This is a genomic window from Shinella pollutisoli (assembly GCF_024609765.1).
Taxonomy (GTDB): Bacteria; Pseudomonadota; Alphaproteobacteria; order Rhizobiales; family Rhizobiaceae; genus Shinella; species Shinella pollutisoli.
Genome location: NZ_JANFDG010000024.1, coordinates 20,646 through 43,197, shown reverse-complemented (window position 1 = coordinate 43,197; position 22,552 = coordinate 20,646). Strand labels below are relative to the sequence as shown.

Here is a 22,552-nt window from a genome sequence, read left to right as displayed (position 1 = left end):
TCAAGGATGTCCTTTCAGGAAGTCGCGGCGCCATGGCAGCAGCATTTGCCGCCCGGCCCCGTCCAGGATCGTCAGCCGGTCCCCGGCGACGGCTATGTCGGCGATCGTCGTCCAGCCCGCGGGGCGCGGCACGGCGCCCGTCACGTGGCGGACGACGTGGCTGCGCCCTTCGGCAAGCGGCAGGCCCGTCGCCACGCCTTCGGCCGAGACCGGGTTTTCCCGCCGGGCCGCAGCCTCGCCGGCCGGTCCGGCGCAGCAGCCATCCTCGACGCCGGTGACGCCGAGAACGCGCCCGCTCCAGGGCGCATGGTCGCGCCCGCCGTTCGAGAACCACAGCATGGTGACCGGCAGGACGCCCGGGTCCTTGAGGAAGAAGACGATGTCGTCCTCCTCCTCGCGGATCACCGCCGACCAGCCGAGCGCCGCTCCGGGCGCCTCCACCAGGGTGACGAAATCCTCGTTGCGCGTGCCGATCGGCCAATGCGTCAGGTCCACCGGCGCGCCGTCCGCGCCGGGCACGCGCGTAAGTTCGCTCGCGCGCGCCGGATAGGCGAGACGGGAGCGCCCCGGCTGGAACACCTCGTCCGGCGTGAGGACGGCGCGCTTCTTCGAGGTGAAGAAGCGCCCCCGGCCCGAAAGGTGCAGCATCGGATGATGGGAGACGGGCAGAATGCCGTCCCCGCCGTCGATCCGGTGCTCCTGGTAGAGCAGCGGCGCATCCCCGGCGAGGGCGAGGCTCTTCGTGATCCGCGCGCCGGAGACCGCACGTTCGAGGGCGAGACGCATATGGCCGGGCCGATGCTCCCGGAGGCGCCAGGGGCTGTTGGCGGTCCAGCCATGGGCCGGCACGCCGGGATCGACGGCGGCGCCGAAGGGCGCGCAGAAGAAGTCGCCCGCCAGCCGCCGCTCGGCGGGGGAAAGGTCCGGGTCGTGCTGCGCCTCGGCCTCGTCGCGCCACGGCGCGGCATAGAGCGGCTCGATCGCGCGGCCCGCCCAGCGGAAGCGCAGCCGGGCGATGTTGCCGACCGCGGGGTCGAACCGCAACAGGCCGCAGGCCGTCTCCATGGAAATGAGGTCCTGCATCACTCGCCCCGGATCGCGAGGCCGCCATCGCAGCGTACGATCTCGCCGGTGATGAAGCTCGCCCGATCCGATGCGAGGAAGGCGACGAGTTCGGCGACCTCCGCCGGCTGGCCGAAGCGGCCGATCGGATGCGCCCGGTTCCAGCTGTCGATCAGCGCCGCCGCGTCGTCGGTCTCCTCGAAGATCTTCTCGTTCATCGGGGTCATGATCGTGCCGGGCGCGACCGCGTTGACGCGGATGCCCGCCTTGGCGAGGTCGATGGCGCATTGCCGCGTGAGCGATATGATCGCGCCCTTCGCCGCCGCATAGGCCGGCCAGCCCTGGAAGCCGATCAGGCCCTGGACCGAGGAGAGGTTGACCACCGCCCCGCCGCCGCGCTTGCGCAGCAGCGGCACGCAGGCCTTCATGGTTCGCCAGAAGCCGGTGAGGTTGGTGTCGATCACGGTGGTCCAGCGCTCCTCGTCGATCTCGTCGATCGCGCCGTTGAGGGCGACGGCGGCATTGTTGACGATGATGTCCAGGCCGCCGAAGCGCGTCTCGGCAAGTGCGGCCATGGCCTGCATGTCGGCAAGGCTGCGCACGTCGCCGCGCAGGAAGGCGACCGACGGCCCGAGCGCGCCGGCGAGCGCCTCGCCGCTTGCCGTGTCGATGTCCGAGAAGACGACCTGGCCGCCGCGCGCCGCAAACAGCTCCACGCAGGAGCGGCCGATGCCCTTGGCTCCGCCGGTCACGACGATGACTTTGCCGTTGAATTCCATGATCATTCCATCCTGAACCGGGGATCGCGCTTTTCCAGGAAGGCATCGATGCCCTCCTGGCCGTCGGCCGTCGAATAGAGACGGAACAGCACCTCCTGCTCCAGGCTCTTCGCCGTCTCGATGCCGGCGTCCTGGCCTTCGCGCAGCAGCCGCTTCATCTCGGCCGCGGCGAGCGGCGCGATCTTCAGGCAGGCGCGTGCGCGGCGCAGGATCGCCTCGTCCATGCCGTCCGCCGGGACGACCTCGGCGGCGATCCCGAGCGCGAGCGCGCGCTCGGCCGACATCCGCCAGCCGGCGAGAAGCAGGTCGGACGCCGCATGTCTGCCGACGGCCCTCAGCAGCCTCTGCGTGCCGCCGCCGCCGGGGCAGAGCCCGAGCCGGCCTTCCGGCAGGCCGAGCTGCGCGCTCTCGGACAGGATGAGGATGTCGCAGCAGAGCGCGATCTCGAAGCCGCCGCCGAGCGCGAAGCCGTCGACCGCGCAGATCATCGGCTTGCCAATGCGTTCGAGCTTGTCGAAGACGCGGCGGGAATTGAGCTGGTAGGCGATGAATTCCGCCCGCTTGTTCCCCTGGTATTCGGCGATGTCGGCGCCGGCGACGAAGGCCCTGCCGCCGGCGCCGCGCAGCACGACGACGCGCACGTCCGGATCCGCCGCCGCATCGTCGAGCGCGGCCTCGAATTCACGCATCAGCGGCGTGGAGAGCGCGTTCAGCTTCTCCGGCCGGTTGAAGAGGATCTGGCGGATGCCGGGGAGGAGATCGGTGGGCTCGATCAGCGCCATGGCCTAACCTTTCACGGCACCGGCGGTGATGCCGGCGACGAAATAGCGTTGCAGGAAGAAGAAGACAGCCATGACCGGCAGCGAGACCATGACCGAGGAGGCCATCAGTTCGCCGTAGCGGATGCCGTACTGGCCGATGAAGTCGTTGAGCCCGACCGGCAGGGTCCGCATCTCCTTCGTCGAGGTGAAGGAGAGCGCGAAGAGGAACTCCTGCCAGGTGACGATCAGCACGTAGACGGCGGTGGCGATGAGGCCGGGGCGCGACAGCGGCACGACGATGTCCCAGAACACGCGCAGCGGGCCCGCGCCGTCGATGGCCGCGGATTCCTCCAGCGCCGCCGGAAGCTTCAGCAGGAAGCCCCTGAGCATCCAGATCGCCACCGGCAGCGTCACCGACACATAGGCGAGGATCAGCGACCAGTAGGTGTTGAGCAGGTTCGCGCCGCGCATCATCTTGTAGATCGGGATGATGATCGCGGAATGCGGGAACATCTGCGCCAGGACCACCAGCCCCACCAGCGCCGAGATCGCGGCGAGCTGCGCCCGGGTGAAGGAATAGGCGGCGAGCAGGCCGAGGGTGACGGTGATGACGACCGTCGACAGCGACACCACCAGCGAATTGAGGAAATACGTGCGGAATTCCGGCCGGAAGGCCGTGACGTAGTTGTCGATCGTCGGATCGTCCGGCCAGAGCCGGGCCGGGATCGCGAAGGGTTCCGTCGGCGGCTTCAGGCTGACGGAGACCATCCAGAAGAACGGCAGGAGGACGATGAGGGCCAGCAGAAGCTGGAGCAGCATCAGTCCGAGCCGGGCCGCGCGGGACTGTCTCATGCCGCGGCCCTCCGGCGGTTGGCGCCGCCCTGCACGATGGCATAGAGCGCCACCAGCACCGCGAGCACGAGGATGGAGAACACGCCGTAGGTCGCCGCCTCGCCGAAGCGGAACTGGCCGAAGCCGGTCTCGTAGATCTTGGTCGGGAAGATGTGGGTCGCCGATTGCGGGCCGCCCTTGGTGAGCACCCAGATGATGTCGAAATAGTTGAAGGTGAGGATCAGGGTCAGCACGATGTTGACGACCACGACGTCGCGGATGGCGGGCAGGGTGACGTCGATCAGCCGGCGGACGGGGCCCGCGCCGTCGAGCATCGCCGCCTCGATCTGGCTGCGGTCGACGTTCTGCAGGGCTGCCAGGTAGATCAGCATGGAGAAGGGAAAGCCCTTCCAGACCGCGGCGACGACGACGGAGGCCATGGCCATGCGGCTGTCGGCAAGCCAGGCGACGCTGTTCTCGATCAGGCCGGCCTGGAGCAGCAGCGAATTCACGAGGCCCAATTGCGGGTCGTACATGAAGCGCCAGAGGATGGCGGCAACGACGCCCGGCAGGATGAAGGGCAGCAGCACGACGGCGCGCAAGGCGCCCTGCATGGGCAGGTTCTGGTTGAGCAGGAGCGCGGTCAGGAAGCCGAGGACGTTCTGCAGCAGCACGACGCCGAGCGTCCAGACGACGGAATTCGCCAGCACCTGGGCGAAGGTGCCGTCCGCCAGCACGCGGCGATAGAGCGCCAGGCCCGCGAATTTCGGGTCCGGGTTCAGGAAGCTCGTCTCATGGAGGCTCTCATAGACCGTGCCCAGCATCGGATAGTACAGCATGACCGCCATCAGGACGAGAGCGGGTGCAAGAAGCAGCCAGTGGAGCCGGCGATCTTGGCGCATCGGAAAAGCCTTGTCCCTTGCCGCATCCCGTTTCCGGGATGCGGCAGACGCTGGAGTTACTTGAGGGTGTTGATGACGTCGCAGGCCTTCGCCGCGGCCGCGGCCGGATCATTGCCCGCGTAGATGTCCTGGAACATGGCGATCTGCGCGTCCGCCACTTCGAGATAACGCGGCGAGAGCGGACGGGCCTTGGCGTTGTCGAGATGCGCCATGATCGTCTGCGGGTCCTGACGGTTCTTCGCGAGGAAGGCCTCCGCGGCCTTCTTGTTGGCGGGGATGAGGTCGACCACGTCGCCGTTCACGTCCTCGCGCACCATGAACTGGATGAACTTCCAGGCCGCATCCTTGTGCTGGGACGTCTCGAAGACGGCGAGGTTCCAGCCGCCGAAGGTGCCGACCGGCGTCTTGCCCTCCGGCGCGGTGCCATTGACGAAGCCCCAGTCGAGGCTGCTCTTCTGCAGGGTCGGCTGTTCCAGCGCCGGCCAGAACTCGATGGCGAGCGAGCCGTTGAGGAACAGTTCACGCATGTCGCCCGACGAGGCGTTGAGGATGCCGGCGGGCGCGAACTTCGCGAGCTCTTGGAGATAGGTGAGCGCCTCGACCGCGGGTGCCTCCGTCAGTGCGCAGTTGCCGTCGTCGTCGAGGATCCTGCCGCCGTTCGAGAAGATGAAGGAGTCGCCGACGACCACCGTGTCCTCGCCCTTGTGACCGAACAGGCCGACGCCGAACTTGCCGTCCGCCGTGAGCTTCCCGGCCGCGGCCTTCAGGCCGTCGAAGGTGCCGAGGCTCGCCGGATCGATCCCGGCGGCATCGAGCAGCGCCTTGTTGTAGTAGCTGAACTGCCAGACGTCGACGTTGAACGGGATGCCGTACAGCTTGCCGTCCACCACCGTCGAATCCCAGGCGCCGCCGAAGAAGCCGTCGCGGGTGAGGCCGGCCGCGCCCGCCCGTTCCGTCAGGTCGGCGACCGCGCCGGCCTTGGCGAAGGCGCCGCCCCAGATCTGGTCGAGCGTCGCGACGTCCGGCGCATTGCCGCCCTGGACGGCGGTCAGCAGCCGCTGCTGGTATTCCGGATAGGGAACGGTCGTCACCTCGATCTTGATGTCGGGGTTTTCCTTCATGAACCGCTCGACGGCGGCCTTCTGCACGTCCGAAAGGCCGCTTTCGGTCTGCTGGTTGTCCCAGAACTGCAGCGTGACCTCCTCAGCCAGCGCCGGCCCGGCGGCCAGCAGTGCCGTTCCCAGGGCGACGGTCGTCAGAAATGATCGCTTCATGGTTTCCTCCCTCGCGATGTGATTGTTTCAGGTTTGACTTCGATAGTTCCCGCCCGGCTCGAAGGCCTGTTCGGGAAGCACTTCGCCCGCGATCAGCACATCGACGCCGACCGAGCGGAAACGCTGCCGTTCCTCGGGCAATGCGCCGTCGTCCGTGAGCACGGCGCGGATCTGCGAGACGCCGGCGATGTGGTGGTTGGCGTCGGAGCCGAGCGCGACGCTGTCGGCGAGCACGATGCCGGTCTGCGCCGCGTTGATGAAGCGCCGGGCGGCCAGCGCGCGCCGCTCGTCGAGCGACGACAGGCCGAAGCCGGGGGTCACGCCGTCGACCGCGATGAAGGCGAGATGCGGGCGGACCCGCTCGAAGATCGCCCCCAGGCTCGGGCCGACGAGGCACCGGTCGGCCTTCTGGTATTCCCCGGCCGTCAGGATCACCTTGAGCGCGGACACGTCCTCCAGCGCGTGCAGGACGTCGAAGGAATTGGTCAGCACGGTCACGCCCTGCAGCCGCTCCGGCCGGGTCGCCGCGAGGCTTCGCAGCTCCTCCGCGAGGAAGACGTTCGCCTGTCCCTCGTTGAGCGCCACCACCGTGCCGGGCTGCACGAGCTGTGCGGCACTCTGGGCCAGCTCGCGCCGCAGGCGGGCGATCTCCGCCGAGATGCCGTGATGCGGCGGCGAGATGACGAGCGTCGCACCATAGGCCTGGCAGCGCACCTGCATGGCGCTGGCGATGCTGCGATACCAGTCATGCGCGGGATAGTGCGGCAGGAAGCCGATCCGGCGCGACCGCAGCAGCTTCGTCTGGAAGCCGGGGCGGACGTTGCTCAGCCGTTCCAGCACATCCTCCCTGAGGCGCCAGCCATCGGCCGTGTCCTCGAAGTAGTCCGCCAGCGTCCCGGGCGTGACGATGGCGTGCGGCGTGATCGTGTCGGCGAGCGGCTGGCCGAGCACGCCGAGCACGGCCATGTCGATGCCGAGGCGCCCGACCACTTCGGGAAACAGCGCGCCGACCGCGCGCAACGGGCCGGCCTCGGCGAGCCGCGCCATGAAGGCGGGGCTCTCGCCCCCCATCGAATAGACCGCGACCCGCCTGTCCAGGCGCTCCGCCGCCTCGATCCCCGCTATGGCTGCATGATCGTTCACCGCGAAGACCAGGTTGATCGTCTCGTCGGCCGCGAAGGCGTCGTGGGCGACGCGCAGGCTGACCCGGTAGCTGCCCTGGCCGTTGACGCGGTGCACCGCGGCCGGCTTGACGCCCGCCTCGGCCAGGCCCGCCTCGAAACCCGCCACGCGCTCGCGGGTGTTGGGCAATTCGGCAAGGCCGATCACCAGCATCGAGAGCGGCCCGTCGCCGGCCTCGCGGGCCGCGAGACGGCCGAGCTCCACGCCTGCGGCGAAGTTGTCCGGGCCGAGATAGGCCCCGCCCGGCTGGGACGCGCTTTCGGCGATGAAGGGGATGCCGCGGCGCACGATCTCCCGCCGGAGCACCTCGCTTCCCCGGCCGGAGATCGGCGGCAGGACGACCGCATTGAGCGAATCGAGGTCGGAGGCGAGCGAGTTCGCTTCCGCCCCCGGCAGCGCACCCTTGGAGCGTACGAGCGTATCGTCCGGCAGCACCGCGCCGCCATGACGGCGCCGGAGCGCCCCGGCTTCGTCGAGCTGGACGAGGTCGCGCCGGATCGTCACGGCGGCGACGCCGGGCATGAAGCGCCGCAATTCCTCCATGCTCACCACGCCCTGCTGGCGCAGCAGGGAAAGAATCCTCGCATGTCGCTGCTCTTTGATCATTTGATCTCCTTTGCGGGCACAATCACGAAGGCGTTGCGGCATATCAACGGGATCGCGGGCCGATCCGGCCGGCAATCGAGATCATTCAGCAAAGATCGATCAAAAACGATCACAAAAGCAGTGAAAGGAAGGCCCGCGTCGCACGCCGGTTCCGGGCGCTGCCGGCGTCCTGCGCGCCGAGGTTGGCATCGGCGGCATCGATCGCCGATTAATCCGCACGCGTCCGCCCCCTATCAGGTGGTCACCTGATGTTCCCGGCCGGATGCCTATGCTAGGCGGCGCACGGAGGGAGGAGATCGACGCAATTCATGAAGTTCATTTTGCCGGCATCCGAATATCGCGGTCGAAACGCGCAGCAACGACCACGGATGTCACTCAATGGCGGAGACCTCGCCCGATGAAAAACAAATATATGTTCTTTCTTCTTTTCTGGCTCTTTCTGGTGATCCTGTCCATAATCTTCCAGATCGCATTGGCGTTCGGCCTGTTGCGCCTGGCCAATTGAGGAATCCGCCGTGAACCGCGATCACCGGGGAGGCTCCAAGCGGGTGCCCCACACACCTGCCTTGCAAACATGACGGTGCTCGCGGCACGGAAAACCGTCTAAAGCACAGCCGCAATCTCCATGTGCTTTGGCTATTGTTTCTCATGATCAATTGGATGGACGTAGGTCGCCAGATCTACCGGTCGAGACGTTCGATCGCGCTCAGCTTGTGCATCGCCATGTTGCTGGCGTACGAGCTCTGGCGGAGCCATGCCGCCGCGCGCGAAGAGGCGGAGAAGACCGTCTCCAACCTCGTCCACGTGATGTCGGAGCAATTGGTCAGGACGGTTCAGTCCATCGACCTCAACCTGCAGGACATCGCGGCTGAAATCGTCAAGAGACCGGAGCTTGCCGACAACGATCCGGCGTTTCGCGGCGCGCTTCACAAGCGCCTCACCACCCTGCCCTATGTCCGCGCCCTCTTTGTCATCGGGCCCGACGGCTTCATCTCCCACGATACGGACTTTCCCGGCACGCCGCGCGTCAGCCTCGCCGACCGCGGCTATTTCAGGGCGCATGAAACGGACCCTTCCGTTCAGATGCATATCGACGGCCCGTTGAAGAGCCGGTCGCGCAACGTCTGGTTCATCAGCCTCAGCCGGCGGATCAATGCGGAAAGCGGCACCTTCGGCGGCATCGTCGTCGCGGCGGTGGAGCCGCTCTATTTCGAGCATTTCTACACGCAGCTCTGGATGAGCGGCGGGACGATCCTGCTTGCGCTCGCGGACGGGACGTTGCTGGCCCGCTCGCCCCACAACGAGCAGGCCATGGGCGTGTCCTTCGCGGACGACGAGCCGTTCCGGAGCTACCTCCACGCGCAGAGGAGCGGCGTCTACTGGGGCAGGAGCCCGATCGACGGCGTCAGCCGCGTGATCGGGTACCAGCGCCTGAACTCCATACCCGTCGTCGTCCTCATGACGCTCGACGAGGCCGACGCCATGAAGGAATGGCGATCGCACGCCCGGGCCGGCATCGTCGGCGCCGTCATCCTGCAACTGCTTCTTCTCGCGCTCGAATGGCTGTCGTACCGCAGCCGGGAACGGGAGGAAAGGGCGCGTATCCGCCTGGAGCACGCACAGAGGCTGGAGGCGATAGGGCGCTTCGCCGCCGGGGTGGCCCACGACATCGGCAACCTCATGCGGATCATCCGCTCCGGGGTGACGGTGCTGCGGCCGATGATGGAGGGCAGGCAGGAGGCCCTCGCCGTGCTCGGCGAGATCGACCGGACCCTTTCGGCAGGGCGGGACATGGTCAGCCAGCTGCTGTCGCAATCGCGCAATGCCGAAACCCGGCCGGAGGTGGCCGACGTCAACCGGCTCCTCTCCGATGCCCTGCCGATCCTCGCGCAGGCGGCGGGGCCGCGCACCGGGATCGCCACGGCATTGTCCGACGAGGAGGCGCCCTGCCTCGCCGATCGGGCACAGTTCCGGTCCGCGATCGTCAATCTCGTCCTAAATGCGCGCGACGCCATGCCGTCGGGCGGTACCATCACGATCGGCACCCTTGTCGTCGAAGAGAGAAACGGCGATGCTGTATCGCGCTGGGTGGACATCTGCATCGGCGACGAGGGCGTCGGCATGACGGACGATGTCCGGCATCAGGCCTTCGACCCCTTCTTCACGACCAAGGCCCCGGGCTCGGGCAGCGGCGTGGGGTTGAGCCAGGTCGTAGATTTCGTCCGCCGGAGCGGCGGCCGGGTGGAAATCCTCAGCCGGAAGGATCGCGGCACCACGGTCAGGCTTCGGCTGCCGATAGAGGTCGCAACCACAGCCGCCCGGCGCTCCGACAGGAAAGAAGACCAGGATGACTGACGATATCGAACCGGGAGCCAAGGGGATCCGTATCCTGATCGCCGACGATCATCCGCTGATCCGCGCGGGCATGCGGACCTGCCTCGCCGCGCATCCCGATTGGCACGTCTGCGCGGAGGCGGACAACGGAGAGGCCGCGCTCCAGCTCGCCCACGCGCACCGGCCGGATGTCGTCGTTCTCGACGTCTCCCTTCCCCTGTGCAACGGCCTGGAGGTGACCCGGAGCCTCTGCCGGCAGTTTCCCGGCCTCGGCGTCGTGATATACACGATGCACGAGGAGCAGCAGCTCCTCATGGACCTTCTGAAGGCGGGCGCCCGCGGGTGGGTGTCGAAAAACGAGGACGACGTCGTCCTTCTGGAGGCCATCTCCGCCGTCGCCGAGGGGCGGACCTTCGTCGGACGCGCGACGGGGGCCGGTTTTTCCAGCGCGCCTGCGCCCGCCCCCAACGCTTCCATGCAGCCGCTCCTCACCCCGAGGGAACGCGAGGTGGTGAAGCTGGTGGCGGAAGGCGCGACGAACAGAAGCATCGCGACGCGGCTGAATGTCAGCATCAAGACCGTCGACTCCCACCGGATGGCGGCGATGCGAAAGCTCGACGTCCATACCGTGGCGGAGATCGTCCGCTATGCGATCAGAGAGCAGTTGATCCAACCGTAGCGCGGCGGACCGACGATCTCCCTTGCCCGCCGGCCGCATCGGTATTTTGCGTTCTGTCAGGTAATCACCTGATATCCACCCTCGCGGCTCCCGTGCTAGGCGAACCGGATGTCATGACCGACCAGATGGAGAAACGCGGCGCGTCCAGGCGAAAGCATCCAATCGTGTTCACCGTCGGTCGCATTCCGCTGGCCGAATGGATGAGATGCAGAACAGACAGCCGAACTTCATATCGTCCCGACATTACGTGCAGCTGGCCGAGCAGTTCATCAGCATCGGATTCTGGAATGCCGACATGGCGTCCGGGGAAATCCGCGGCACCGACGGTTTCCTGCGCCTGCTGAACCTTTCGACGGGCGAGGCCCTCACGGTCCAGCGATGGGTTTCCATGATGCATCCCGAAGACAGCGAGGACCTGCGCTCCATCTTCTCCCTGTCGGGAATGGGCGTCTCCGTGTCGCGCGACGTCAGGGTCGTCCAGGACGATCGCCCTCCCCGATGGATCAGGGTCGCGGCCGAGCGATCGGTCTCGACGGGCCGTCTCGCCGGCCTCGTCCAGGACCTGTCCGCCGAACGGGAGGCGAAGGCCGCCATCTATCAGGCGCGGGCAAGGCTTGCGACCTTCGCCGACGCAACCTCCGGCGTCTTCTGGACCGTGGATCCCGCCGGAACCATCGTCGATCTGACCGGATGGGAAGCCATGACCGGCCAGGCGATCGACGAGTGCCACGCCGCCGGGTGGATCGCGATGATCCATCCCGACGAGCAGGCGGGCCTCGCGGAAAAATGGGCGGCCTGCCTGCGCGACCACATCCCCTTCGAGAGCCGCTATCGCCTACGCTACGCCGACGGCGTCTACCGGCAGGTGCTGGCCCGCTGCCTGCCGGTCTTCCACGAGGACGGAACCGTGATCGAATGGCTTGGCGGGCTCCAGGAGATCTGGCGCCTTGCGACGACCGAAACGGACACCGACCGGACCCGGACCTCCATCCTGAAACCCCAGCAGCTGCGCGCCGCCCGTGCCATGCTCGGCTGGCCGGCGACAAGGCTTGCGGCGGAGGCCGGCATCTCGGCGGCGACGATCAGCCGCTACGAGGCGACGGACGAGCACATGAAGGATGCGACGGTCACGGCGATCATCGCGGCGCTCGAACGCCACGGGATCGTCCTGACGCATTGCGCGGACGGGATCGGGATCCGGCAGAAAGCCGCCTGTTCCTGACGCTTCCTCTCCGCACGGATTTGTGGAATTTTATTCATATACGCGCATATGCATGCGCGACGTCCGGCATTTTGCACGGAACTTCAACAATTTCCCCCGGCATTTTCTCGCGGTCGCCGCGTCCGGATTTGAGGATTGGCAAGAGACGCATCCTATACTTTAGTATGACCGAATAGATACGATCGTATCGACTCCGACATGACAGCGGGTTCGGCAATCGCCAACGCCGCAACCATCGGGGTCATCGGATGCCAGCCCACCCGCACCTGCGTTTATGTGACAGGAATTCCGCGTTTCCCGTCGAGCCTTCGCAGGCCCGTACGACGACGCCGGAGAACGACGGCATGCCGGCGGGGCATCTGCTCGAACGCATGACGGAGGCGAAGGCGCTGCTCGCAGCCTTCACGACGGACCTCGCCGCCCTGCTGGCTGCCATGAACGAGACGACGGCACCGCGATCCGAGCGGTAGCCATCCGTCCGATCCTCCATCCGGCAAGAGATCCATGAAGCAAGTCAAAGAGCGGATACAGCGTTTCATGTCGGTCGCGGCCGACAACCCGGAATTGCTGAAGGCGCAGCACCACGCCTTCGTGCGGCAGATGCCGATGATGTATTTCATCCTCCTGTCCAGCACCTGGGCCGTCGCCATGACGCACATGAGGGTCGCACCCTGGTGGCTGACGACCGGGGTACCGGTTCTGCTAACCGCCGTCTGCGCCGGGCGCGTGCTGCACTGGCACAGGTCGCGCCATGTCGACCTCACGCCGGAGCGGGCCGTGCGCGTTCTCGGGCGGATCACCTATCTCGCCTGCGGCATCGCCTGCGCCTTCACGGCCTGGTCCCTTCTGCTCTTTCCCTACGGCGACGCCTATACCCAGTCGCATCTGGCCTTCTACACGGCCATCACCGTGATCTCCTGCATCTTCAGCCTGATGCATCTGCGGGCGGCCGCCGTGATCGTCGCGGTGATCGTCAACGGCGCCTTCATCGCCTTTTTCGCGGCGAGCGGGCAGCCGACCTTCGTCGCGACCGCAGTCAACATCGCGCTGGTATCCGTCGGCATGCTGGTGATCCTCAACATCAACTACGGCATCTTCGCGCGCATGGTGAACGCGCGGACCGAGGCACGCCGCAAGCAGGAGGCCCAGAGCCGCCTGCTGCGCATGATCGACGACATGCCGGTGGCGGTCATGACCGTCGATCCCGAGAGCTTCGACATCACATACGTCAACGAGACCTCCAGAAGCCTGATCCGCAGCATCGAGCATCTGCTGACGATCAAGGCCGACGACCTGATCGGCTCCTCCATCGACGTCTTCCACCGCCGTCCGGAGCATCAGCGCGGCATTCTGTCCGACCCCCGCAACCTGCCGCACAACGCCAGGATCAACCTCGGCTCCGAAGTGCTGGACCTGAAGGTATCGGCCATCATCGCCGACGACGGCGCCTATCTCGGCCCGATGCTGACCTGGGCGATCGTCACGAAGGAGGTGGAGGCCGAGCGGCGCATCCGGCAGCTCGCCCACTACGACACGCTGACGGGCCTCGCCAACCGCCTCACCTTCCGCGAACGGATGGACGCGCGCCTTACCGAGCCGGGCGCCGGGCCCGGCCTGCTGTTCATCGATCTTGACGGCTTCAAGCTGGTCAACGACACGCGGGGCCACCGCATCGGCGACGAGCTGCTGCGCCAGGTCGCCGAACGGCTGCGGATCGTCTGCGACGATCCGACGATAACGATCGGACGGCTCGGCGGCGACGAATTTGCCGTCCTCGTCCCCAGTGACGACGGGCCGGCGCTGGAGCGGCTTGCGGCACGGATCATCGATGCGCTGTCGGCGCCCTACGCGTTCGAGCACAACCGGCAGGTCCAGATCGGCGCGTCGATCGGGATCGCGATCGCCCCGATGCACGGCGACAGCGGCGAATCCCTGCTGATGCGGGCGGATATCGCTCTTTACGCGGCCAAGGCCGCCGGCAAGGGGACCTGGCGCGTCTTCTCCGACGACATGGAGATCCGGATCCAGGAGCGTGCCCGGCTGCAGGCCGACCTGCGCGCCGCGCTGAAGGCGCGGGACGGCCTCTTCGTCTTCTACCAGCCGATCATCGACGCCGGCAGCAAGACGATCACGAGCCGCGAGGCGCTGGTGCGCTGGCATCATCCGCAACGCGGCTGGATCTCGCCGGCCGAATTCGTCCCGATCGCCGAGCAGAGCGGCCTGATCGACCAGCTCGGGGAGTTCGTGCTGAACACCGCCTGCAACGATGCCGCGGGCTGGGAGGACGGCGCGCGCGTGGCCGTCAACGTCTCGGCCGCGCAGCTCGGCAAGGGCACGATTGCGCCGGCGGTGCTGGAGGCGCTCTCCCGGTCCGGCCTTTCGCCCGGCCGGCTGGAGATCGAGGTTACGGAGACCGCCATGCTCGACGACGAAAACGGCGGCATCGGCGACCTGCGCCGCATCCGCGACATGGGCGTGCGGGTGGCGCTGGACGACTTCGGCACCGGCTATTCCTCGCTCACGCATCTGCGTGCCTTCCCCTTCGACAAGATCAAGATCGACGGTTCCTTCGTGAGGGATGCCGTCGAGCGCCCGGAATCGGCGGCCGTCGTTCGCGCCATTGCCGACCTCGGCAAGCGGCTTGGCGTCACCACGGTCGCCGAAGGCGTCGAGACCGAGGCGCATCTGAACCGGGTCCTGGAGGAAGGGTGCAGCGAGGTCCAGGGCTATTTCTACGGCCGGCCGGCGCCCAGCGACAGGGATGCCGCGACCGTCATGGAACTGAACAGGGCCGCGGCGAGGCTCGCGGCCGTCTGACGAATGCCGGGAGCGGGACGGTCCCCTCCAACGATGCCCAATGAGTGGGCTCGCATCGTGAATGTCTTCGTTTTCCAGGTTCAGATCCCTTCCGGCACGGGGAAGGCAGGGACCGCTCACTCATGAAAGGGGGCTTCATGTCCTTTCTGCAAGATACGAAAATCCGCACCAAGATCCTGTCCGTCCTCATCCCGATCTGTGTGATCGGCATCGGCGGCGTGGCCCTCGTGGCGAGCGAGTACAAGCATACCGACACGACCTATCGGGAGTTCATCAACCACGACAGCATGGCGGCGATCGCGATCGAACGCGCACCGGCCGACCTGGTTGCCGTCGCCTATACGGCCTACGAGGTCCTGACCTACGGGAACGGCAATCCCAAGGCCGAGGAGGCTTTGAAGGCATACGAGACGGCGAAGTCCGATCTGAGGGAGGAACTCGACGAGGCCTTGTCCCTCATGCCGGAGAACGCCGCGTTCATCCGCAAGGCCGAGGAACAGGCGAACGCGATCTTCACGCATACGGATAACGCCATCGCCCTCGAAAGGCAGGGCCGGCACGACGAGGGACTTGCATCGCTCGACAAGGCCAATGCCCTCGTCATGCAATGGAAGACCGACGTCGGGGAGTGGAACAAGGCGGCCATTCAGGCCATGAAGGACCACAGCGCGGAAATGACCCTCCGGACGGACGGCACGATCCTGACGACGCTCGTCGCTCTGGGCGGCCTCTTCATCGCCGGCATCGTCGCATCGCTGTTCATCGTCGCGCGCGGCGTTACCCGCCCCATCGACAGCCTGCGTGCGCGCATGCTGACGCTTGCCGACGGCGAGACGCAGGCCGCGATCGCCGGCCTCGGCCGCAAGGACGAAGTCGGCCAGATGGCCGATGCGGTGGCCGTGTTCCGCGACAACGCGCTCGAGCGCATCCGCCTGGAGCAGGAGGCCGAGGCCAACCGTTCGCTGAGCGAGAAGGAGCGGATCGAGCGCGAGGCGCAGAAGGCGAGGGAAGCGGAAGCGGTCAGGTTCGCCGTCGACAATCTCGCGGCCGGCCTTGCGAAGCTGTCGGAAGGGGACGTGTCCTACCGCATCAGCCAGTCCTTCACCGAGGCGCTCGATACGGTGCGCAGGGACTTCAACAACTCCGCCGAGAAGCTGGAGACGGCGCTGACGCAGGTGGCCGAGAATGCCCGCGGCATCGAGGCCGGCTCCAACGAAATCCGCTCCGCCGCCGACGACCTTGCCAAGCGCACCGAGCAGCAGGCCGCTGCCGTCGAGGAGACCGCCGCCGCCCTGGAGCAGATCACCACCGCCGTCACGGATTCGACCAGGCGCGCGCAGGAGGCGGGCCAGCTCGTGGCCCGCACCCGCACCGGGGCGGAGCAGTCCGGCGAGGTCGTGCGCCGCGCCGTCTCCGCGATGGAGCAGATCGAGAGGTCGTCCAACGAGATCAACAGCATCATCGGCGTGATCGACGAGATCGCCTTCCAGACCAACCTTCTGGCGCTGAATGCCGGGGTGGAAGCGGCCCGCGCCGGCGAGGCCGGCAAGGGCTTCGCCGTCGTGGCGCAGGAGGTCCGGGAGCTCGCGCAGCGCTCGGCCAATGCCGCCAAGGAGATCAAGACGCTGATCACCGCCTCGAACGGCCAGGTGCGCGAAGGCGTGCAGCTCGTCGGCGACACGGGCCGCGCCCTCGAAACCATCGTCGCCGAGGTGCAGGAGATCAACCGCCACGTCAACGCCATCGTCGACGCGGCGCAGGAACAGTCCTCCGGTCTCCAGCAGATCAACACGGCCGTCAACCAGATGGACCAGGACACGCAGAAGAACGCCGCCATGGTGGAGGAAACGACGGCCGCGACGCACAGCCTCTCGCGGGAAGTGGTGTCGCTCAACGAGCTCCTGAGGCTGTTCAAGCTCTCCGGGGCAAGGCAGGCACCGGCGTCCGTTCGCGCTGCGACGGGTGCGGAGTCCCCGTCCGCCTCGCCGGTCCGCGCGCTCGGCCGCAAGGTTGCCGCCGCCTTCGCCGGCAATGCCGCCGTCAAGCAGGATACATGGGAGGAGTTCTGAGCACAGGAAGAGCGGGTGCCGGCGCGCCGTCGGGCGCGCCGGTGCAGGAACGGAAGCCTGGGCGGCGGCGAGTTCCACTGCGCTTGCGAAGATGGCTTCCAGATCGAGGAAGCAGATCATGTCCCTGTCGCGGGCGGAGATGCCCGCGGCATAGCCCGTTGAGCAATGCCGGCAGCGGCGGGCACGGGCTGAAAAGGTCGGTGGGATCGTCAGGATGTCCGACCCGGTCGACCATCGGCCCGATGGGAAGCGGACGCGCGCCGGGCTCCGTGATCCCGCGGCCCGACACCCGGTCTCTCAAACCGCGCCGAGATGGGGGTTCTTTCATTTCAGGCGCTTTGCGGACGAGGAGGCGCCTTCGGAAACGAGAAGCATCGCCTGATGTGCCGGTAACCGTCAGCTTACGAGCTCGGCCGCCCCGGACCGGACGTCAGTGCCCGATGACGCCCCGCATCTCGAGACATGTCGGCCGCCCGGCGGTCGCGCCCGTTGAAACGAGATCGGCGACGGGAACCGGCCTGTGGATGCCGAACCCCTGGAACAGATCGCAGCCGACCAGCATGAGGGCCGCCTGCGTGAAGCGGTCCTCGACGCCTTCCGCGACGACCTGACAGTTCTGCGAATGGCACAAGTCGATGATGGAGCTCAACGCGAGCTTCCCCTGCGCATCGTGGATTCTCGCGACCAGTTCCCCGTCCAGCTTCACCGTGTCGAGGGGAAACTCGAGGATCTGCTTCAGCGAGGTGTATCCCGAGCCGAAATCGTCGAGCGAGAGCCTGAATCCGGCCTCCTTCAGGCTCTGCACCACTGTCTTCGCCCGCGCCGGCGCCTTCATCGCGAAGGTCTCCGTCACCTCCAGCTCGATGGAGGACGCATGGACGCCGTGCCTGCGGATCGCCTCGACGGCGTGATCGACAATCGCGCGCGAGCTGAGCTCCGCCGCCGAGATATTGATGTTGAGAACGAGGTCGCGGCCGAACACCGCCTGCAACGCCCGCAGGTCCCCGACGGCCTTGTCCAGCACCCACCGGTCGACCTTGGAGAAGAGCGCATTCGCCTCCGCCACCGGAATGAACTCGCCCGGGGAAACGGCGCCCAGGCGCGGAGAGGACCAGCGCAGGAGGGCCTCGCACTTCGTCACGACGCCCTGCCGGGAGACGATGGGCATGTAGACGAGGGAGAATTCCTCGTCCGGATCGAGCCTTCGCAGCTCGCCCTTGATCTGCTCCAGCCGCTGCTCGCTCTCCGCGAATTCGCGCGAATAGCGCGCGATGCCGCTCTTGCCCACCGCCTTGGCGCGGTACATCGCCCGGTCGGCGCAGGAGATCAGCTCGGTAAAGGAGAGTGCGTCGTCCGGGAAGCACGCAATGCCGATACTCGCGCTCACCGAGAAATTGTCGGCGCCGACGGCGAGGCCGTCCTGGAACCTCGCAACGATCTTCGCGGCGACGCTCTGTCCCTGTTGCACGTCCGCCGTCTCGGGAAGGAGGATCGCGAACTCGTCGCCCGACAGCCGCGCCAGAAGCGGCGGCTCGGCGGAACGGCCGTCCGCTACGGTCTCGGCGAGGATATCCTTCACCGCGTCGGTGAAGCGCCGAAGCACGGCATCGCCCGCCGCATGGCCGAACGTGTCGTTGACGAACTTGAAGTTGTCGAGGTCGATGAAGAGGAGACTGAGCTTCTCCCGGGCTCGTTCGGCCCGTTCGAGCATGCTTCCGCCGAGGAGCGAGAAACGCAGCCGGTTGCTCACCCCCGTCAGGCTGTCCGTCCAGGACGCCTCCTGTACCTTCGCGAGCGTATCGAGGGCCTGGTCGTGAAGGGTCTTGATATTGGTCGACAGGCGCTCGATCTCGCCCGCGCCCGTCATCCGGTCGAGGCTTTGCCGGCGGCCGGCCAGGACGTCCGTGACGCGGCTGTCCAGGGCCGCGATCGGCCCGGTGATCGTCCGGCGGATCAGGAACAGGAGAAGCCCGATCGACGCGAAGCTGAGTGCCAGGCAACCGGCGCCGAGCGTCAGCAGCAGGGGCCTGAAGCGCTCTGAGAGATAGGCTTCGCTCAGCCGCAATCCCGCCTCCAGGTGCGGAAGAAGCGTCGCGGTCGCGACGAACCCGTCCCCCGTCCGCGCGAGGTTGCGCGCGATGGTCACCGCTTCGCCGTAGTGGGCTTCGAGGTCGGCCTTCATCTTCAGGAACGCATGCGGCCGGACAGCCGACTGAAGAACGATGGCCGATTGCCGTTGCGTGGCGAAGGCCGTCGAAAAGGTGGTGCGGTCGATCAGCTCGGTATGGATCAGCAGCGGCTGCCCTTCGTCCGCGGCGAACTCGTTGGACGACGGGCCCGATCCCTTCACCAGGGCTCTCGCCGCGTCGAGCTGTGCCAGCGGAATGCTGGCGAAGGGATCGTCGCTCCTCTCGAAATAGTAGGTCACCGAAAGGTCGTTTTCGAGTATGGCGAACGAGACGAAGCGCTTGGCGCCGGCCGAGAAGAATTCGATGCCGTCCTGTACCTTCACCCCGATGGCCGTGGCACGGAAACTGTCGTCCGCCTCGCGCACGAAGGACCGTACCGCATCGCCCACGCGCAGCAGGAAGACGAGGTTGCGGGTGAACTCGACATCCTCGTCGAACAGCGTCTTCAGACGCTCCATCTGCCGCGAAAGCTGCGCGATCTCGGCCTGCTCTATATTGTCGCGCTCGATCCAGTAGATCGTCAGGGCGACCAGGATATTGCCCAGGATGACGACCGGCAGGATGACCCGGAATGCGCGTCTACTGAGTGTCATGGATGCTCATGACCGCGCTGACGATACGCTTTCGCAACTGGATGACGGACGCCGGATACTCCTTGTAGAACTGGCTCGCGGCGACCGTCTCTTCCGCCGGGAAGATCTCGCGATCGTCGCGCATCTCCGCCGGCAGGAGCGGGATGGCGGATGCATTGGCCGTCGGCATCGACAGGTCGAGGGCGTTCTGCGCGGCCACGTCCGGCTGGTTGATAAAGTCCAGGAACTTCACGGCGAGATCGCGGCGCGGGGAATTGGCGTTCGCCCCCAGGCAATCCACCCACAGGACGCTGCCCTCCTTCGGAAGGACGTACTTCCAGGGATGGGACGTGACGTCGCTCAGGGTGAACTGGTCGCCGCTATAGGCGAGAGCCATGTGGAGGTCGTCGCCGATGGCGGCGTCCTGGGAGGAGGTCACGATATAGGTGTAGGTGCCGACGGACGGCGCCTGCGCCTTGAGCATCTCGAATGCAGCCTTCAGCTCCTCCTCGTTTTCCGTGCTCGCCGATTTCCCGGCCATGATCAGCGGCGGGGTGAGCAGGTCGTCATAGGTGCTGACCATGGCCACGTGGCCGGCGAGGGATTTCGGGGGCGCGAGCAGGTCGGCCCAGGAAACCGGCGCCGTCTCCACTTTGTCCGCGCGGTAGACGATGCCGAGCGTGCCCCAGAAATAGGGGATGCCGTATCCGAAGCACCGCTCGCGCCACCGCGCGACCGAATGCCTTGCCGACGGCACGGTCCTTTCCGAGACCTCCACCAGCATGCCCTGGCGCGAATAGAGGCCCGTGATGTTCTCGTTCAGGATGGCAAGGTCGATGTCGGAGTTGGGGTCGGCGAGCAGCCGGTCCCGGTCGTCGCCGTTGTCGAAGAATATCTGCCGGACCGTGATGCCCGTTTCTTCGGTCCAGCGCTTGAGCACGTTGTCGGAAATGTATTTTTCCCAGATGAGAAGATTGAGCGTCTCGGCCCGAAGGCTTGTCGGGGCCGCCACCGCTGCGACCAGCATTCCCAGTAAGAACATGCTCTTCATGCCTGATCTCCTTCTACAGGGAAGAAAGCACACACCCCTGAAACAATTGCTAAAGCGCAAGAAAGGGTTTTACCGAACGGGGAGCACAGTGACGTCAAATCCGCGCCCGGCGAAAGAAGTTCATCAGCGGTCGTCAAGAAGCGGACGCATCGACGCACGTGTCTGCAGCGCGAGGAACTTCAAACCTTCGGCGGATTACATCCGCAATCCCGTCGCAGAACTATCGACCCCAACCCCCCGGCTGCCGCGGCAATGGCGAGGCGCCCGGCTTCATGCGGCATCGATCCTCCGTCGATGATCGAGGAATCCGGTGTCACCGGGGACGCCTCCTTCAACAGGTCGCCCAGCAGCTGGGGCTTGTGGAACAGATATCCCTGGCCGATCCGCAATTCTGACTGGGCCATGAGGTAGAGCTTCTCCTCGTTCGTCTCGATGCCTTCGGCCACGACGGAGATCCCGAGCGCCATGCCGAGGGACTCGATTGCGCGCAGGATGCTCTGGTTGCGGGGCCGCGTGTGGATGGCCGAGATCAGGGACCGGTCGATCTTGAGCTCGTCGACGGTCAGATCCGCGATGGTGGAGAGCGAGGAATAGCCCGTGCCGAAATCATCGATGGAGAGCCGGAGGCCGGCGTCCCGCAGAAGCGGCAGCACCTGGGACTGGAACGGTCCGGTGGCGGCAAGCGACTCCTCCGTCAGTTCCAGCATGAAGGAGCCTGCCCGGCCGGTATCGCGAAGCCTGCGGACGAGGCCCTGCATGAACTGCATGTTCACGGCCTGGATCGGCGAAACGTTCACACTGTAGTGGACGGAGGTCCCGAAGACCTCGTCGAGACGCGGGAGCGCGCGCGCCAGATCGCTCACGACGAGGTTGCTGATATCGTTGAGGAGGCCGAGTTCGTTCGCCAGCGGCAGGAACGTTCCCGGCAGGCGAACGGCGCCGTGCCGGTCGACCCAGCGCAGCAGCGCCTCGAAACCGACGATCGCACCCGTGCGGATATCGACCTTTTTCTGAAGCGCGCAGTGGAAGGCATGGCTGTCGAGAGCATCGCGCAGCTCGTGCTCCAGGACATGCTTCTCCATCGCCTTCTTCCCGAGCTGGCGATTGAAGAAGGCGACGCCCCCCTTGGAAATGGTCTTGGCGCGATACATGGCCATGTCGGCATGCCGCCGCAACGTCTCGTAGTCGTTGCCGTGCATCGGATGGATCGCCACGCCGATCGACGCCGAGGGGCGTATTTCCGCGCCCTCGAAGCTGAAGGGCTCCCGCAGCCGGGCGCGCATCCGGTTGACGAGCGCCGAGATGTCCGACCGCCGCGTGACCGGGTTGAGCACGATCACGAACTCGTCGCCGCTGATGCGGCCGAAGATGTCCGTATGCCTTATCGAGGAACAGACCCGCTCGGAGACGGTCTTGAGCAGCGCATCGCCCGCGGCATGGCCGTAGATGTCGTTGACCCGCTTGAAATCGTCGAGGTCGATAAAGGCGAGGGCGAGCTTCTCGTCGGGGCCGCGGCGCGCGATCGCCTCGCCGATCAGCTCCTGGATATAGGCGCGGTTCGGCAATCCGGTGAGCTGGTCGTGGTTGGCGCGGTGCTGCAAGGCCCGCTGGCTTGCCGCGAGCTGGTCCGTCAGGTGCTTCAGGCGGTGGCTTTCCGCTTCGGTCTGGCTTGCGCGCTTGGCGGCGAAGGCATGGGAGGCGAGCAGGGAGAACTTCTTCGCCAGGGCGACATGCGCCCGGTCGAAGCCCGGCCGGCCGCACTCGCGCAGGAGCAGCATGAGGCCACGCCGCCCGCGCACACCGAGCGGCAGGTAGAGGGCCGGCTCCCTGCCCGCAAGACCGAGCCCGGGTATTTCCGGCCATGCCACGGCCCCTGCCTCCGCGACCGTCGTGACGATCCGGCCGGAGAGGGCCTTGCCGAGCAGCTTGTCCCGTGCCCACAGGGAGCCGACGGCCGGCGCCGCGCTCGCCGCCACGCATTCCAACGCGTCGCCGCCGCCCTCCTGTTCGATCAGCACGATCGCAAGGGAACATTCGAAGACCGGTATCAGGGCGGAGAACACGCCGGCGAAGGGATCGTCGTCACCGTCCACGCACAGGACCGCATCCAGCGCCTTCAGCAGAAGATTGGCATGCGTGGTCTCGATGCGCAGGAGATCGTTTTCCCTGCGCAGCGTCATCAGTGCCTCGCGAAGTTCCTCGGAACCTTCCACCACCGTGCT

The 22,552-nt window shown here is 66.6% G+C and carries 16 protein-coding genes; 6 read left to right on the top strand and 10 right to left on the bottom strand.

Translation table 11 applies throughout. The features are described 5' to 3' along the window. From NNZ72_RS18545 to NNZ72_RS18515, 7 genes are read right to left on the bottom strand one after another with little or no spacing between them, the layout of a single operon-like run. Nucleotides 1–1,083, bottom strand: a complete 1,083-nt coding sequence (locus NNZ72_RS18545) for a hypothetical protein (RefSeq protein WP_257317002.1) — start codon at nt 1,081–1,083, stop codon at nt 1–3. Continuing rightward, nucleotides 1,083–1,841, bottom strand: a complete 759-nt coding sequence (locus tag NNZ72_RS18540; protein ID WP_257317001.1) for an SDR family NAD(P)-dependent oxidoreductase — start codon at nt 1,839–1,841, stop codon at nt 1,083–1,085. The genes NNZ72_RS18545 and NNZ72_RS18540 overlap by 1 nt, the downstream gene beginning before the upstream one ends. Before the next feature lie 2 nt (nt 1,842–1,843). Beyond that, a complete protein-coding gene (locus tag NNZ72_RS18535; protein WP_257317000.1) occupies nt 1,844–2,623 on the bottom strand; it encodes an enoyl-CoA hydratase/isomerase family protein in 780 nt (259 codons plus the stop codon). A gap of 3 nt (nt 2,624–2,626) precedes the next feature. Next, the gene (locus NNZ72_RS18530; protein WP_257316999.1) at nt 2,627–3,454 is read right to left on the bottom strand and encodes a carbohydrate ABC transporter permease; all 828 of its coding nucleotides are present in this window, start codon (nt 3,452–3,454) and stop codon (nt 2,627–2,629) included. After that, the gene (locus NNZ72_RS18525; RefSeq protein ID WP_257316998.1) at nt 3,451–4,335 is read right to left on the bottom strand and encodes a carbohydrate ABC transporter permease; all 885 of its coding nucleotides are present in this window, start codon (nt 4,333–4,335) and stop codon (nt 3,451–3,453) included. The genes NNZ72_RS18530 and NNZ72_RS18525 overlap by 4 nt, the downstream gene beginning before the upstream one ends. A 56-nt stretch (nt 4,336–4,391) precedes the next feature. Further along, on the bottom strand, nt 4,392–5,609 hold the full coding sequence (locus NNZ72_RS18520; RefSeq protein ID WP_257316997.1) for an ABC transporter substrate-binding protein: 1,218 nt from the start codon (nt 5,607–5,609) through the stop codon (nt 4,392–4,394). 27 nt (nt 5,610–5,636) lie between these two features. Beyond that, on the bottom strand, nt 5,637–7,397 hold the full coding sequence (locus NNZ72_RS18515; RefSeq protein WP_257316995.1) for a substrate-binding domain-containing protein: 1,761 nt from the start codon (nt 7,395–7,397) through the stop codon (nt 5,637–5,639). 660 nt (nt 7,398–8,057) lie between these two features. Between NNZ72_RS18515 and NNZ72_RS18510 the strand changes: the two genes are divergently transcribed. The 6 genes from NNZ72_RS18510 (at nt 8,058) to NNZ72_RS18485 (ending at nt 16,518) form a co-directional block, all read left to right on the top strand. Next, on the top strand, nt 8,058–9,752 hold the full coding sequence (locus NNZ72_RS18510; protein ID WP_257316994.1) for a hybrid sensor histidine kinase/response regulator family protein: 1,695 nt from the start codon (nt 8,058–8,060) through the stop codon (nt 9,750–9,752). Further along, nucleotides 9,745–10,410 carry a response regulator gene (locus NNZ72_RS18505; protein ID WP_257316993.1) on the top strand — a complete coding sequence of 222 codons (666 nt, stop codon included), beginning with the start codon at nt 9,745–9,747 and terminating at the stop codon, nt 10,408–10,410. Before NNZ72_RS18510 ends, NNZ72_RS18505 begins: the two co-directional genes overlap by 8 nt. 205 nt (nt 10,411–10,615) lie before the next feature. Continuing rightward, on the top strand, nt 10,616–11,632 hold the full coding sequence (locus tag NNZ72_RS18500; protein WP_257316988.1) for a PAS domain-containing protein: 1,017 nt from the start codon (nt 10,616–10,618) through the stop codon (nt 11,630–11,632). A 344-nt stretch (nt 11,633–11,976) separates the two neighbouring features. Further along, complete coding sequence (locus NNZ72_RS18495; protein ID WP_257316987.1) at nt 11,977–12,102, top strand: hypothetical protein; 126 nt, start codon at nt 11,977–11,979, stop codon at nt 12,100–12,102. A 34-nt stretch (nt 12,103–12,136) separates the two neighbouring features. Continuing rightward, nucleotides 12,137–14,449: a putative bifunctional diguanylate cyclase/phosphodiesterase gene (locus NNZ72_RS18490; RefSeq protein ID WP_257316986.1), complete on the top strand. Its 2,313-nt coding sequence runs from the start codon at nt 12,137–12,139 to the stop codon at nt 14,447–14,449. A gap of 137 nt (nt 14,450–14,586) precedes the next feature. After that, nucleotides 14,587–16,518: a methyl-accepting chemotaxis protein gene (locus NNZ72_RS18485; protein WP_257316985.1), complete on the top strand. Its 1,932-nt coding sequence runs from the start codon at nt 14,587–14,589 to the stop codon at nt 16,516–16,518. A 430-nt stretch (nt 16,519–16,948) separates the two neighbouring features. Here NNZ72_RS18485 and NNZ72_RS18480 read toward each other — a convergent pair whose 3' ends face one another. The 3 genes from NNZ72_RS18480 to NNZ72_RS18470 form a co-directional block, all read right to left on the bottom strand. Beyond that, entirely contained in the window at nt 16,949–19,300 is a 2,352-nt protein-coding gene (locus tag NNZ72_RS18480; protein WP_257316984.1) for a putative bifunctional diguanylate cyclase/phosphodiesterase, read from the bottom strand. After that, on the bottom strand, nt 19,287–20,330 hold the full coding sequence (locus NNZ72_RS18475) for a polyamine ABC transporter substrate-binding protein (RefSeq protein WP_257316983.1): 1,044 nt from the start codon (nt 20,328–20,330) through the stop codon (nt 19,287–19,289). The genes NNZ72_RS18480 and NNZ72_RS18475 overlap by 14 nt, the downstream gene beginning before the upstream one ends. A gap of 179 nt (nt 20,331–20,509) precedes the next feature. Then, on the bottom strand, nt 20,510–22,546 hold the full coding sequence (locus NNZ72_RS18470; protein ID WP_257316981.1) for a putative bifunctional diguanylate cyclase/phosphodiesterase: 2,037 nt from the start codon (nt 22,544–22,546) through the stop codon (nt 20,510–20,512). Nucleotides 22,547–22,552: the final 6 nt, after the last annotated feature.

What these genes read in the sequence shown, in the direction of transcription:
- NNZ72_RS18485 (WP_257316985.1), top strand. Translation starts at nt 14,587, where the DNA reads ATGTCCTTTCTGCAAGATACGAAAATCCGCACCAAGATCCTGTCCGTC.
- NNZ72_RS18535 (WP_257317000.1), bottom strand. Translation starts at nt 2,623, where the DNA reads ATGGCGCTGATCGAGCCCACCGATCTCCTCCCCGGCATCCGCCAGATC.
- NNZ72_RS18510 (WP_257316994.1), top strand. Translation starts at nt 8,058, where the DNA reads ATGGACGTAGGTCGCCAGATCTACCGGTCGAGACGTTCGATCGCGCTC.
- NNZ72_RS18530 (WP_257316999.1), bottom strand. Translation starts at nt 3,454, where the DNA reads ATGAGACAGTCCCGCGCGGCCCGGCTCGGACTGATGCTGCTCCAGCTT.
- NNZ72_RS18525 (WP_257316998.1), bottom strand. Translation starts at nt 4,335, where the DNA reads ATGCGCCAAGATCGCCGGCTCCACTGGCTGCTTCTTGCACCCGCTCTC.
- NNZ72_RS18480 (WP_257316984.1), bottom strand. Translation starts at nt 19,300, where the DNA reads ATGACACTCAGTAGACGCGCATTCCGGGTCATCCTGCCGGTCGTCATC.
- NNZ72_RS18540 (WP_257317001.1), bottom strand. Translation starts at nt 1,841, where the DNA reads ATGGAATTCAACGGCAAAGTCATCGTCGTGACCGGCGGAGCCAAGGGC.
- NNZ72_RS18545 (WP_257317002.1), bottom strand. Translation starts at nt 1,083, where the DNA reads ATGCAGGACCTCATTTCCATGGAGACGGCCTGCGGCCTGTTGCGGTTC.
- NNZ72_RS18495 (WP_257316987.1), top strand. Translation starts at nt 11,977, where the DNA reads ATGCCGGCGGGGCATCTGCTCGAACGCATGACGGAGGCGAAGGCGCTG.
- NNZ72_RS18490 (WP_257316986.1), top strand. Translation starts at nt 12,137, where the DNA reads ATGAAGCAAGTCAAAGAGCGGATACAGCGTTTCATGTCGGTCGCGGCC.
- NNZ72_RS18505 (WP_257316993.1), top strand. Translation starts at nt 9,745, where the DNA reads ATGACTGACGATATCGAACCGGGAGCCAAGGGGATCCGTATCCTGATC.
- NNZ72_RS18475 (WP_257316983.1), bottom strand. Translation starts at nt 20,330, where the DNA reads ATGAAGAGCATGTTCTTACTGGGAATGCTGGTCGCAGCGGTGGCGGCC.
- NNZ72_RS18515 (WP_257316995.1), bottom strand. Translation starts at nt 7,397, where the DNA reads ATGATCAAAGAGCAGCGACATGCGAGGATTCTTTCCCTGCTGCGCCAG.
- NNZ72_RS18500 (WP_257316988.1), top strand. Translation starts at nt 10,616, where the DNA reads ATGCAGAACAGACAGCCGAACTTCATATCGTCCCGACATTACGTGCAG.
- NNZ72_RS18520 (WP_257316997.1), bottom strand. Translation starts at nt 5,609, where the DNA reads ATGAAGCGATCATTTCTGACGACCGTCGCCCTGGGAACGGCACTGCTG.